This is a genomic window from Aestuariibacter sp. A3R04 (genome assembly GCF_018860805.1).
Lineage (GTDB): Bacteria > Pseudomonadota > Gammaproteobacteria > Enterobacterales > Alteromonadaceae > Alteromonas.
This window is the reverse complement of sequence record NZ_JAHKQR010000011.1, coordinates 1,428,355-1,441,506: the sequence shown is the minus strand read 5'-3', so window position 1 is coordinate 1,441,506 and position 13,152 is coordinate 1,428,355. Positions and strand designations below refer to the sequence as shown.

Annotated in this window: 12 protein-coding genes; 4 read left to right on the top strand and 8 right to left on the bottom strand. The window is 44.7% G+C overall.

The window, feature by feature from the left end:
• Positions 1-93 precede the first annotated feature (93 nt).
• Entirely contained in the window at positions 94-696 is a 603-nt protein-coding gene (locus tag KO518_RS15820) for a PEP-CTERM sorting domain-containing protein (protein ID WP_216026751.1), read from the bottom strand.
• Positions 697-1,120: 424 nt separating this feature from the next.
• Here KO518_RS15820 and KO518_RS15815 point away from each other — a divergent pair, with 424 nt between their 5' ends.
• Together KO518_RS15815 and KO518_RS15810 are read left to right on the top strand one after the other, a co-directional pair.
• The gene (locus tag KO518_RS15815) at positions 1,121-2,419 is read left to right on the top strand and encodes an ABC transporter substrate-binding protein (RefSeq protein ID WP_216026750.1); all 1,299 of its coding nucleotides are present in this window, start codon (positions 1,121-1,123) and stop codon (positions 2,417-2,419) included.
• Between the two features lie 357 nt (positions 2,420-2,776).
• Complete coding sequence (locus KO518_RS15810; protein ID WP_216026749.1) at positions 2,777-3,037, top strand: hypothetical protein; 261 nt, start codon at positions 2,777-2,779, stop codon at positions 3,035-3,037.
• 141 nt (positions 3,038-3,178) lie between these two features.
• On the opposite strand, the gene KO518_RS15805 is transcribed toward KO518_RS15810, so the two are convergent.
• The 6 genes from KO518_RS15805 to KO518_RS15780 form a co-directional block, all read right to left on the bottom strand.
• Entirely contained in the window at positions 3,179-3,856 is a 678-nt protein-coding gene (locus tag KO518_RS15805; protein WP_216026748.1) for a pentapeptide repeat-containing protein, read from the bottom strand.
• Between the two features lie 62 nt (positions 3,857-3,918).
• Positions 3,919-5,763 carry a methanol/ethanol family PQQ-dependent dehydrogenase gene (locus KO518_RS15800; RefSeq protein WP_216026747.1) on the bottom strand — a complete coding sequence of 615 codons (1,845 nt, stop codon included), beginning with the start codon at positions 5,761-5,763 and terminating at the stop codon, positions 3,919-3,921.
• 244 nt (positions 5,764-6,007) lie between these two features.
• Positions 6,008-6,643, bottom strand: coding sequence for a response regulator transcription factor (locus KO518_RS15795; protein ID WP_216026746.1), 636 nt, complete (start codon positions 6,641-6,643; stop codon positions 6,008-6,010).
• 122 nt (positions 6,644-6,765) lie between these two features.
• Positions 6,766-7,920, bottom strand: a complete 1,155-nt coding sequence (locus tag KO518_RS15790; protein WP_252736146.1) for a DUF2891 domain-containing protein — start codon at positions 7,918-7,920, stop codon at positions 6,766-6,768.
• A 171-nt stretch (positions 7,921-8,091) separates the two neighbouring features.
• The gene (locus KO518_RS15785) at positions 8,092-9,114 is read right to left on the bottom strand and encodes a serine hydrolase domain-containing protein (protein WP_216026745.1); all 1,023 of its coding nucleotides are present in this window, start codon (positions 9,112-9,114) and stop codon (positions 8,092-8,094) included.
• A gap of 95 nt (positions 9,115-9,209) precedes the next feature.
• Positions 9,210-11,603 (bottom strand): TonB-dependent receptor, encoded by a 2,394-nt coding sequence (locus KO518_RS15780; protein WP_216026744.1) that lies wholly within the window; start codon positions 11,601-11,603, stop codon positions 9,210-9,212.
• A 306-nt stretch (positions 11,604-11,909) separates the two neighbouring features.
• On the opposite strand from KO518_RS15780, the gene KO518_RS15775 reads away from it, so the two are divergent.
• Positions 11,910-12,125: a DUF2061 domain-containing protein gene (locus tag KO518_RS15775; RefSeq protein ID WP_216026743.1), complete on the top strand. Its 216-nt coding sequence runs from the start codon at positions 11,910-11,912 to the stop codon at positions 12,123-12,125.
• A gap of 47 nt (positions 12,126-12,172) precedes the next feature.
• Here KO518_RS15775 and KO518_RS15770 read toward each other — a convergent pair whose 3' ends face one another.
• Entirely contained in the window at positions 12,173-12,322 is a 150-nt protein-coding gene (locus tag KO518_RS15770; RefSeq protein WP_216026742.1) for a hypothetical protein, read from the bottom strand.
• A gap of 194 nt (positions 12,323-12,516) precedes the next feature.
• Between KO518_RS15770 and KO518_RS15765 the strand changes: the two genes are divergently transcribed.
• Positions 12,517-12,852, top strand: a complete 336-nt coding sequence (locus tag KO518_RS15765) for a DUF3718 domain-containing protein (RefSeq protein WP_216026741.1) — start codon at positions 12,517-12,519, stop codon at positions 12,850-12,852.
• Positions 12,853-13,152: the final 300 nt, after the last annotated feature.

Here is a 13,152-nt window from a genome sequence, read left to right as displayed (position 1 = left end):
CTTATTGAAGTTTTATTTTTGAATACTGAGTTAAAAAAACACTATTCCCTTCATAAAAGCTATAAAAGGTGAGTTAATTTAACCCGCGTCTAACTATTTGCGTCTGGTCAAACGAAGTCCAAGAAAGCCCATGCCTAGAAGTGCAAAAATAGATGGTTCTGGCACGCTCACCTTTGCATTCGGGCAGCTTGCATCGTTTGATTGGCTGCTTATACAAATATTGTCAAAGTAAACATCACCAGCTATGCCAGAATCACGAAAATCTTCTAGCTTAAAATTAAATGTATCGTTCACCGTAAAAGCAACTTCAAAATGTTGCCATTGACCGTTGTTTAATACAGTTAAGCTTGCCGGGTAAGTACCGTCACCAATTAACCACTGCTCGCCAGGTGAGTTAACACCTGCAAAGCCACCACATACTCCAGACTGACAAGTGCCAAGCATATCCAAAGATAAATAGTAGGTCCCAGCAGCTAAATTAGTTGCGGTGAAGGCGTCTCCACCGGAACCAAGGCTGTTAAACCTAAGAACATTATTCCCCGCAGACAGTATATCGGCTACAATTTGACCGCTACCATTTATCGGCCATTGACTTAAATCAGATTCAAAATCCTCAGAAAAAATCGGCGCAGCGATCAACCTAGTACTAATAATCAGGGCCGAAATAAAAACTGCTATTTTACCTATTACTTGCATTGCAATACTCCAATATTTAATTTGTAAGTAACTTAGTATGCGTACCAGCAATATGTGAGCCATAAAGTAAAGTTATTTTTTTCAAAGGCTTATGGCTTTTTTAGTGTTTGTGTTTGTACAAAGTGTAAACGTTTCCGACAGTTGTACATTGTTATGTAGGGTATGAAGGAGGGTTTTAGATGGGGCAGACCTCTAGGCCTTAACAGAAAGGGAATAGTTGTCGCGGACTGCAAATTAATCACAGTGGTAAAGCGTATAGCAATACGTAAATCGCGTTTTTTTGTCTATACTCAAGTAAAGATACCTTTTTCACGTTGTGTATTGCCATGTTGCTGTTTAGTTGACGCTTTGTCTTTTTTCCATCCTCGAGGGGAAGCGTTTGGCAGTATTCAACTGGCTTCCCAGTTTGCCATAGGCGGTTTGCATGTCTGATACCATTAGAGTACTCATTTACGTGTTGCGATGGAGTATACGAGCATTTTATGTGTGTGGGGTGTCGTTGTTGTTTCTCACACCAACCTTCGCCAGTGAATGTGGAAAAAGCCCTCAAACACTGACGGTATCTCTTCTCATTTTTAGTTCAGCTCAGCGAGAGGTATTTGAAGAAGTTGCAGAGAACTTTTCAAATCGCTGTCCAAATATTCTGGTTAACTATCGGTCGACCGACGATGAAGGCTACAAACTTGCATCAGAAAAATGGCTAAGGGCTAATCCGGATATCGATGTCTTGCTTTGGTTGTGGTCTGCTGATCTGAAAATGTTGGTCAGTGACAACCTTGTGGAGCCGGTAACGGATTTGTGGCAAGAGCGGCAGATGCAGCATCATCGTGAAGATATAAAAACCTTTATAACCTATGATCATCAGCAATTCGCTGTTCCCGTTTCTATGGGATTCTGGGGGCTGTACTACAATACCGAACTGTTTAACAAGCTTGGAATAAACAGAGTGGAAAGCTGGGGGGATCTCCTACACGCTTGTAAGGTACTGGCTCGCAACAACATAGTACCGGTAGCCCTTGGGACGAAAGAAAAATGGCCGGTTTTTGCTTGGTTTGATTACTTGAATCTTCGCATGAACGGGCTATCTTTCCATGAAAAGGTAATGACGGGGAAAGTGCCCTTTACTGATGAAAGAATGGTGGCTGTATTTCAGCAATGGAAAATTCTTATCGACAGTAACTGCTTTCTCGGAAACGCGGAGCAGTATACAGATAAACAAGTAGTGCCTTTGTTGTTCAGGCAACAAGCGGGGGTGATCCTGTCAGGTAATTACGTGATAAGCCAGTTACCTGAATATATGAGAATGAGCATTGAATTCACGCCTTTTCCGTCGGTGTATGACAACGTCAATAAATACGAAATATCCACTGTTGATTATTTTATTATCTCCTCAAACAGTCGCAACAAAGAGATAGCAAAATCGTTTTTGCGATATATTTCCTCAGAAGGAGTCCAAGCTTTCATCAACGAGCGCATAGATCACCTTCCTGTTCATCCAAACGCTGAGATAAGCCACAGCGAGCTCGTTAAAGCAGGTAGTCAAAACTTGTCTTCTGCGAATGGCCTGGTGCAGTATTTTGATAGAGCCGTTGAAAAAGTCTATTACGCACCGTTTATGACGATACTTGTCGACTTTGTTTCAGATGGTGACGTTGAAAAAGCGATAGCACAGTTGGAAGCCTTAAGGAAAAACGTCTTTTCTGTTGATTCAGAGTTACGGTGAAATAAAACCGTTAAAATCTCATATTCAAAAAAGTGTAGTAGAGGGGGCTGTCGTCTATGGTAAGTTGCAATCCGCTATTGCAGAATGTCGTTGCCATGGGCTTTCGGTGCCGATGTTGAATGCGTATTTTCTGTGTGTGGATCTGGGCATATGTGAAACTATGGGGGCTGATACAATGTTTATCTGCGAACTGAATGGCGAATTGCGCCAGCAATATTTAGACGTATTCACTACTTTTTCGTTAAAAAGCTAACTTTTTTCTTCGGAAGACACTGAAAAGGCAGTTTTTTCTAGAGGGCGAGATTGGATCAGTTATTGCTTATTAAATACGGACAAATTTGAACAAAGGAATACCAAATGAAAAAAGCTTTTACCGCGAGTCTTTTTATTGCTCTGTTATTAGTGCTCTACTCTCAATTTTCTGAATTGGCTTATAAACTCGGTTTTGCAGAATTGAAACTTGTTGCCGTTCTGGAAAATAGTGAAAAAATGAAAGTAAAATGCGATGCATACTCGCTTGGATTTTTTGACGAAATAAAGCTTCAGAACAAGTTTCAAAAATGTATAAATACATACGAAGCGGAAGGTTACAAACTCGTTAGCCGAAGTGATACATAGTCTTAGCGTTTAACCAGAGCGGGCATGGAAATCCAGTGTTCCATGCGCGTTTTTACACGAAATTACTGCTGCTAGATGTGTAAGCGTGCGCCATTATAAATTTATCCGGTGGCGTCTTTGAGTCCGTTGTCACCCCTAATTTCACCAATTTACCGGGCAACGTATACAACCTTCCATAAAGGTATCCTGGAATGTGGCGTAGTGGATGCGGGCGCCGGTGAGATTCGCTTGGTGTAAATTTGCGCCATTCAATTTGGCTTCCTGAATGTTCGCATTGATTAAATTCGCCTTTTCAAAATTTGCTTTGTTCATCCAAACTCGCTCTAGCCGCGCCGCGCGAAAATTGGCCTTAATCATGATTGCACCTGACAAGCGAGCCTGATCCAAGTTTGCGCCCATGAAGTTCGCGTGAGTAAAATCGACGCCTTGGCCAAACAGTGCCCAACCATCCACTCCTTCTAAATTAGCGTTGCGAACTTTACTGGTTCTTAAATCGGCATGTCGTAAATTGGCGGAGGCTAAATCAACGTGAGCAAGATCACTTTTTTTAAACGTGGCGTAGCTCAAGTTTGCGTGCCGTAAATCCGCATGAGTGAATTTTACATTAATAAAGATTGCGCCTTGTAGATCAGCATGTTTCAGGTCAGCGTTGCTTAAGTTGGTATTGCTACATATTGTCTCAGGCTGTATGACACAGCCATTAATTACCTTAACATCATCTTCAAATGCCGGGATGGTAGCCGCGCTGTATGGCGACATTATTAACAACAAGCCGAGTAGCTGATATTTCACAGAAGTAGATAGTTGTATAGCAAACATAGTGTGGATCCTATAGGCAGGGAGGGGCTGATGCCCCTCTCTGCGATGATACTGAAAGGGGTTTACTGCTTTGTCAGGTTTTGATCTTTTTTGTGATTGGGTAGCTTGAATACCCAAAAAGAACCTCCTTGTGCCACTGGTTTGGTAAGCTCCGCCATATCGCCACCCCATAGCGGCACGGCGCCGCCGTAGCCGGACGCGAGACCTATATACTGTTCCCCGTCTTCTTCCCAGGTAATTGGGCAGGAAATGATGCCTGAGCCAGTTTGAAACTTCCAAAGCTCCTCACCGGTTTTTTCGTCAAACGCTTTGACGTACCCATCGCCAGTACCAGTGATGATAAGTCCGCCTTTAGTTGCCAACACACCCGCCCACATGGGCAACGTCTCTTTGTGTGTCCATTTTATTTCACCAGACACAGGGTCTACTGCGCGAAGCACACCGACGTGATCATCGTACATCCTTTTGATTCTAAATCCTTGTCCCAGGTAAGCGGCCCCTTTTTTATAGGATACTTCTTCGGTCCAATAGTCTTCTTTCCAATGGTTTGCTCCCATGTAAAACCAGCCGGTATTTTTGCTATAGGCCATGGGATTCCAGTTCTTGCCGCCTAAGAATGGAGGCGATACTTCAATTGATTTACCCCGCTTTTCTCCTGGCTCAGGAAGGGGAGGGCGTTGACCATCAACTTCAACGGGGCGACCGGTTTCAGGGTCGATATGTGTTGCCCATGAAATATTGTCGACAAAGGGGAAGCCACGAATAAATTCACCGGTTTGACGGTTTACTACATAGAAAAATCCATTTCGATCGGCGTGGGCGGTAGCCTTTATCAGTTTGCCGTTATCGTAGTAATCGAACAGCACCAGTTCATTGTTTCCTGAGAAATCCCAGGCGTCGTTAGGCGTATGTTGATAGAACCATTTTACTTCGCCGGTGGTTGCATCTACACCCACCTGTCCGGATGTATAGAGGTTGTCCCAGTCTCTTGGGTTGCCATCTTTTGCGGTGCGTTTCCATGTGTTCCAGGGGGCGGGGTTACCAGCGCCGATAATGATAGTGTTAGTTTCTACATCAAAACTTGCACTTTGCCAAGGTGCGCCACCACCATGATGCCATGCTTCAACCATGTCACCATTTTCGTCTTTAGGCCATGTGGTAACCTCATAGGAGCCTCCCGTTGGCGTACTTTCTTTGCCATTTAAACGACCCATGTGCCCTTCAACAAACGGACGCATCCAAATTTCTTCACCAGTCATAGGGTCGCGCGCAAATAGCTTGCCGACTACGCCAAACTCATCTCCCGACGAGCCGTGAATGAGCATGACTTTTCCCGACTTTTGATCTTTTACAATGGTCGGGGCGCCTGTCATGGTGTAACCGGCACGGTAGTCCTCAAAGCGCTTCTTCCATTTTACCTTACCGGTTAAGCGGTCCAGGGCCACGATACCAGCGTCTAATGTGCCGAAGAAGACTAGATCGCCATAAATAGCGGCACCGCGGTTTACCACGTCACAGCAAGGTCGAATACCCTCTGGTAATCGGTGGGCGTAGTCCCACAGCTTTTTGCCAGTTTTAGCTTCATAGGCAAAAATGCGAGAATAGCTGCCCGTCACATACACAATACCATCGTAAACAAGTGCCTGAGATTCCTGACCACGTTGCTTTTCATCACCAAAGCTCATGACCCAGGCTGGTGAGAGCATATGTACATTGTTTTTATTGATTTGATCTAATTCGCTGTACCGTTGTGCTTCCGGGCCCATACCGTACATAAGTACGTTTTCTGGGCTTTTTGCATCGTTTTCAATGTCCTCCCAGGTTACTCCTCCGTTAGCAGTTACATTTGTACTCAAACCTATCATTACGCTTAAGGCCAATGACGCCTTTGAATGGAACTTAGCCATAGTTTTATTTCCACTGTTGCCCTGTTGTAGTGTTAACAGTATGTAACGAGCAATACGGGGTTATAAACGGATTCTATCCTTCAAAAAGCGGGAATTATTCCTGTTTGTAAACATTTAAGATTATATTTAAGATGTTGATAAATAATGGCTTGTTTAATTTCTGCTTAAAGATGAATACAGAAGAACAATAGGTTGGGGTACGAAAGTAGCGGGAAGTTTTCCCGATGTGGGAGCTCGTGCAGCTTCAACTGACAATTTTGAGATAGCCCTGCTTAATAGCGAGGTGAACAAATTCGGCGTTGGTTTTTAAATCCAGTTTGTTTTTTAACTGGGTCATGACATTTGACACAGTTTTTTCAGAAATATTTAAATTGCTGGCGATTTGTTTTCGGCACTGTCCATTGGCAATGCCCAAGAAAATATCGAGCTCCCGCTGGGTTAGTTCATTTAAATTACTCCCGGACTGAGACAGGTTAAAAGTAGCTAGTTCTATGGCGGTAGAATGCTCCAGGTAGCGCCTTCCTTTAACTATTGAAGTCACCGCGTTTATGAGCACGTCAGGTTCACTTTGTTTACTCACATAGCCCATAGCACCGAGTTTCATGGCCCGATCAATAATAGATATGTCGTCAAACATACTAAACATGAGCACCTTGGCAAGCTCCCACCGCTGTATAATGTAGTCTGCCAGTGTCAACCCACTGGTAGTGCCTAAGTTAATATCAAGAATAATGAGGTCAAACTGCTTTGCGCGAAGCTCGCTGGTAGCTTGCTGTGCATTTTTTGCATTTGTTACCACAGCACCCTCGAAGACAGACGTTAGTAAAGCGGAAAAACCTTCACGCACAATGGCGTGGTCGTCAACAAGCAATATATCCATAGGAACGCCCCACTAATTGGCTTCTCGTTAGAGATTGGCACAACAAGCGTGGGAGGCAAATACCACTTTAGTGGTTGTTTATCTCCCACTTTAGTAGGGGAAGTGTTTCCTGTTCTTTACGCTCAGTTAATACCGCGTTGAGTTTCCAAATAGCTAGCAAAGCTTCCAAGCCAGTGGCTGCCCATATAATGCATGTCGCCGAATACAGCGTTCAAGCCGGCATTGCGGTGCGCAGTAAGCGACTCTTTCAAGACCGGTAACCTTTCATCATCGGTTGGTAAGGCGTGTATTATGCCCTCGAGCATCCATGCCCTGCTGATATTTAACCCGTCCAAATGGGCTAATTTTCCGTCAGACTTGTCAGTAACGGTGGCTGGCGCCAACCAGTTTGATGTGTTTGCAGTTAAATTGGGAAAAAAACTGGTAAGCCAGTTGCTGTAGTCTTTTGCAGGAATAACCCGGCGCATTAAGTCAGCTTCTGCAAGGCACGGGGAGAGGAAATCCTGTCCCGAAGGTTCGTAGGCCAGCGGACAGTGTGTATCAGCTAAGTAATAGTGTTTAATTCGCTTCGTGAGTAATGCTTCAAACGCTTTGTTTCCCGTCGTTTTCGCCCAATCCAGCATTAAGCCAAATGCAAAAGCCGTCTGGCTGTGCTCTCCTGTTCGAATAGGGTAAGCGAGTTTAGGTAACCATGCACTGATCCGAGCCACAATTTCGTTTTCGAGAGGCAAGAGGGTCGCCAACCATGTTTTTGCTTCTGGTAGTGAAGAGTGCCGCAACTCAGCGGTTAATTGTAAAAACCAGGCCAATCCATAAGGGCGCTCAAAAGCTACGTTATTTTCACGTTTGAGACTCGCCAGTTCACTTTTAATATTTTCGTCTGTAAAGCTCTTATTCAATTGTTCGATAATATGTTTCGAGTCAACTTTGTCCGATGCGGTGTTAAGCATTCTAACCAGCAGCCAGTGGCCATGCACTGACGAGTGCCAGTCGAGACAACCGTAAAAAGCGGGGTAGAGCTCACTCGGTTCTTTTACGTCTGACGCGTTGTTCATCGTGTGCTTAATCACATTGGGATATTCCTGATGGATACAGTGAAGAGCAAGATCAGAGAATACCTGTTCATACGTGCTGTCAGAGGCATTCTCTGTTTGAGCGCGAATGCCATTGTGTTTGTTATTATCTGCAGCGCTGGCAGGCCCGGTAGATCCCCAAGCGTTGATGACAACTAATGTCGCCGCTGCCGCCATATAACAAGTGAGTTTTGTTAAAGTCATGTGAGTTCTTCGTCGTTTTGTTTTCTATTGTCAACGTATATTGTATGGAACGTCGAATAAAGTACAACGGGATATACTGCGCGTCAGCACTTTAAAATGCAGCGTATTAACGCCGTTGTCCGGACTCATCCACACGGTTTAGCGATACCTATCAGAAAATGACACACAAATTTAGTTTACTATTTTTAATATTCTGTTGTAGATGAGCTGTGTCAGCAGCACGGTGTCGTTACCGGTGGTATTAGTAAACTGAACCGCAAGTGTTTGTGTCTCTTTGTCGTACCTGGCAATGCTTGAGTAACCTAATACCCAGCCTGTGTGTTCAAACACATACAATTGCTGATAGATCTGCATTTCCGTTTCGGTGAAAAGGCTGCCATCGTTGAGCGCTTTGAGAAAAATACCAACATCTCGGGCCGTGGAAACGAAGCCTTGGTCAAGGTATTTGAAATCGTCATTGTAGCCAACGTAGTAACCACTCATTAACCGGTTGCTGTTCACAGCATTCACAGAATTATAGGTGTCATGTAGGTCTAGAGGGAGCAGAATATTATTTTGTATGTAGGTGAAGTAGTTGTACCCCAGCACGCGGTTCATTACCCGTTGAAGCAATAAATAATTCGTGTTTGAGTAGGCATAAGCAGTTCCGGGAGCAAAGTCTGCTGGTTTGTCGAAGGCGAGTTTGTCGATATCCAGATCATTCTTTGCCCAGTCAAACCCATCCTGATCTGTAAAGTTTGGAATGCCACTTCTATGTTGAACCATCATTCTAAGGGTAATGGCATCGGCGTTTTCTATTCGAAGGCTCAGCTCAGGTAAATAGGAAGCCAAAGATGCATCAAGGTCCAGCTTGCCTTCTGCGGTAAGTTTGGCAACTGCTGCCGCGTCATAGAGTTTCGCAATACTGGCAATCTTGAACAAGGCATCCGGAAAAGCGGGAATGGCTTTTGCTTTATTGTGCCAGCCAGCGGCATAGACATTGGCGGGCTGATCACCTTGTTGAATATAGACAATAATACCGTCAATACCGTTTTTTGTCGCTAAGGCCAGTTCGTCTTCCACGGAAAGAGGCAATGGTTTTAGGTAGTATAATGCAAACTGCCAGGGAGCAAATATGTAAATTCCAGAAGACGTCAACACCAGTGCGATGAGCACTTTTAACAGTATTTTTTTGTTATTCTGGTTCTTTTTCACGGTTGTTCTCATTGTAAATGGCAGTGCCACCAGTCCGACGTAATGCCCCCTTCACACCGCGGTGAAAAGGGGGCGAAAGTCATTAACCGTCAATACTACTGGAAGTAATACCTGAATGTAGCGCCAATGGTTCTGGGTTGATTCACTGTAAAGCCCAATCTGGCGCGGCCGCCACGTTCTCTGTCGAACGAGAGTAGTGCGTTTTCATCAAACAGGTTGTTGGCGTATACCAGTATTTCGTAATCGTCGTAGCTCAATCCAAAACTCATGTTAAGTGTGCCATAGGCATCCAGGAGTAAATCAAGCTCGGTGGTTTCCGTGCCCGTGGCACCACCAAATGCCAAGCCGGAGACAAACACCCCTGCACCGTCAACCTGATCGCTTGGCTGTGTAATACGATCTCCCACATATTGGTAAGAGCCCTGGAAGTAGCTACTGTTGGATGACAGCAGCGGCGATGCAAGGTCATAGGTAAAAGCAATGGCGAAGCTTTCTTCTGGGACCGATGCCAACCGGTTACCCTTAGCCACGCCGCCTAACACGGCTCCGCTGCCATCTACCACTGTTGAGTCGAATTCAGCTTCAATAATACTACCGGTAAGGGATAAAAAGAGCTGCTCGGTGAACTGACGAGTTAACTCAAATTCAATTCCCTGTGTATGAGCTTCGGGGACATTGAAAGATACTCTAGAAGAACACGAGCCGGCGTCGAGCGTTACCTGTAAATCTTCAATGTCGTTGTAGAAGGCTGATACGTTGGCACTCCAGCCCCTACCTGAAGACTTCATTCCCAACTCGTAGTTTGTGAGCTTTTCGTCGTCGTAATCCTGAAATGAACCAAAAATTGCTTCGTCTTGCGCGGAGCACAAACTGCGGTTAAGGGGGTCGTTTACCCCACCTAACCTGAAGCCCTGTGACACCTGAGCGTTAATGTTGACGTTTTCAGTTAATGTATACTGGCCGATTACTCTTGACGTAAAACCATCAGATTCGGTGGCATCAGTTTGATTATCAGCATTGGCAAACAATCCACCTGAAATAAACTGACGCTCTTCTTCGTAATCGTAGAAGCGAGAGCCCATCGTCATTTTAAAATCGTCTGTAAACTGATAGTTTATTTCGCCAAATACTGCCAACTGTTTTAAGTCATAAGGCAAATACGCGTTGTAGGGAGAATCAGCGTCGAAGCCATTTGCGACGGCTGCGGCAGTGCCTTCACCCAAAGTGGCATCAGTGTAAGCGTCGTAGCCTGGCGTGGGGAGCGACTGGTCGTAAGTGCGTTCAGTGGAAGAGTAAAAAGCGCCAACCAGCCAGTCGAAATTGCCATCGTCCTTCGAGGCAGCGCGAAGTTCGAAGGTATCCTGTTCAACTTCAGTTCTGTCCAGCAGGTTCGAGGGCAGGGTGACAGCCTCTTCTGGAAAGCCTAAATCGATGCTGACTGACCCCGATAAGGCACTGGCATCGCGGCTAACCAAAATATCGCGGTCGGTGTAGCTATAAACGAAGGTAAAATCTGCAATATCAGCCCGATACTCCGCGGTAACATCTGCAATGAATGTATCGTCAGAGAACCCCTCTTCCAGCAGCAGGTATTGCTCTCGCTCGCCGAGTTGTCTGGCTGGCCAGGTTGTCGTGTACGGATTGGCGAAGATATTAAAGGCTTCTTGCCGGTTAAAACCGTTTGTTTCCAATTCCTGAAAAATCACTCTTGGCGTAATGGTGAGTTTGTCATTTGGTGCAATAATAAAAGCGACTCTGCCGCCTGTTCTGTCGCCGTCATTGACGTCTTGTTTAACGCTTCCTTCTGGGCCGTAGGCATCAATGAAACCAGCGTAGTCAGTACGATAAACCACCGCGCGCATGGCTATGGTATCGCTAATAGGTACATTCACCATACCTTTGACATGGCCGCCCATACCTCCATCCGTTACTGAGTTAAGGTTGGCTTCCAATTTACCTTCAAACGTATCCAGTTCTGGCTGGTTGGTGATGTAGCGCAATGTACCGCCAATTGATCCCGAGCCGAACAATGTGCCTTGAGGCCCGCGGAGTGTTTCAATTCGGCTCAAATCGAACAAATCCAAGTCTGGCGTGAACAGGGAAAGTGATATAACACTCTCATCGAGATAAACGCCAACCTGCTCTTTTACGCCAGGTTGGTCACGCACAATTTGACCGGCCGACACACCGCGCATGGATACCTGGCTTTGGCCAGGCCCTAGATTCTGAATTGCCACACTGGCAACGTTTCTGGCGACGTCTTCCAGATTGCCTGCGCCACTGCGTTCAAAATCCCGCTGTGTCTGCGCGTTAATTGAGAAGGGGATTTCATCAATGGATTGGGCTCGTTTAGTGGCGGTAACAATGATTTTTTCAACCGCTTGTTCAGAGGCGTTGTTGTCCTGGGCATGAGCACCTGAACTCAGCAGGCCCATAAGGGCAAGACTGACAGCGCTCAGGCGAAAAGTGGTTTTTTCTTGTGTGAACATAATTGTGTCCTGAATAGTACTATTTATTTAGTTATTGGCTCGGGCGTAATGTGGCAAAAAATGAAAGATAAAGCCACTAATAGTGAGATGAATATACTCAAAATAAGCTTTTTTTATCGCAATGAGTGATGATTTTGCTCTCTTGAGCATGCGGCTGTTCGCTGTCGGCAATGTTCTGTTTCTCGCCAGACAGCGATGATGAGATTAATCAGTTTTTCTAATGAGCCTGATTGAAAAAGACTCGTTGCACCTATGGTTTTAATTGATAATAATTCTCATTAATGTTTTTGTTTGAGAGAGAGCACCATGAAAAAGACGATTACTTTTGCTGTTATGCATTTTTCTGTTGCATTTGCCGTAGCCTATTTGCTAACTGGCAGTGTGTTAATTGGAGGCTTAATGGCATTGGTGGAGCCTGCAATTAACACCGTTGCGTTTTATTTCCACGAGAAGGTATGGCACAACATCGAGAAGAATAAAAATGACGCTGAAGGGCAGTCTCCTTTGGTTCTAAGCTCTTAATAAGGAAGTCTGTTCTACCTGCCACTGCTTTTTTCAGCTGACTCGCCTTAGTTGCTGTTTACCACACCCATTGCTCCACCCTGCAATACGGTTTGCAAGGTAATCACTTTGTTAACCGGAAATTTGTCGATGTATAACCGGTGGGTTTGTCTGTCGATGAATTCCCACTTTTGCGATACGCAAAAAGAAAAAATCACAGAATTAATTTATACACCAAAAAATGGCATTTTAAACCACTCTCTTTTTCATTTTGACTAATCGCATTTTGCGAAAGCGCAATAAAATTTTTTAACTTATTGATTTTAAATTGATTTAAAAGTTGGCATTCCTGTTGCTCTATGAAAATTAAGCAACATGCTTATCTCACTGTTTAGTTTAAAAGGAAATGAAAATGAACGTAATCACTAAAGTAATGGCAATTGTAGGTGTATCTTTTGGTTTAGCTGCTGGTGTATCGGCTTCGCCCCAACTGATTGGCTCAGATGATTCGGCGACAACTAAAATTTGTTTATCTGCGGCAAGTGGCAGTAAATTTAAATTGCGCGATGCCATGAAAGACGCTGGCGTAGATAAGCGTTTTGTTGAAAGCGAAATCAGTTGCAATGGTATCCCGTTGGTAGAATTTGTAGCACAGTACGGTGAAAACTCAGACAGCATTAATGCCTATATCACTAACGGTTCATACGAAAGCGGAAACTATATTGTTAGTGTTGATGTCGCTAAGTAATAGCTACTGATGCCAGTGTTCACTCATTCCGGGGAGTCCCAGGTCCTATAGCCAAGGGCCGGAATGAGTAAACCGCTTCGCAAAGAAAAATCGTTCAGTCTTTGTAGTCGCTTCTTTACCTCCCCCACATTTTTTCTCGTCGATTCAATTTGCTAGCCTACTTGTTTGAGAGTGCTTTTTTTCGCAAAGATGGTAAGGTTTAGGAGAATGTTTTCGCACAGTTCTGCCTGGAAGACAAAAAAGAAAGCATTTGTCCCAATCTGTCGTATTGGTGCTGCATTGCCATGAGTGATGTTCCGA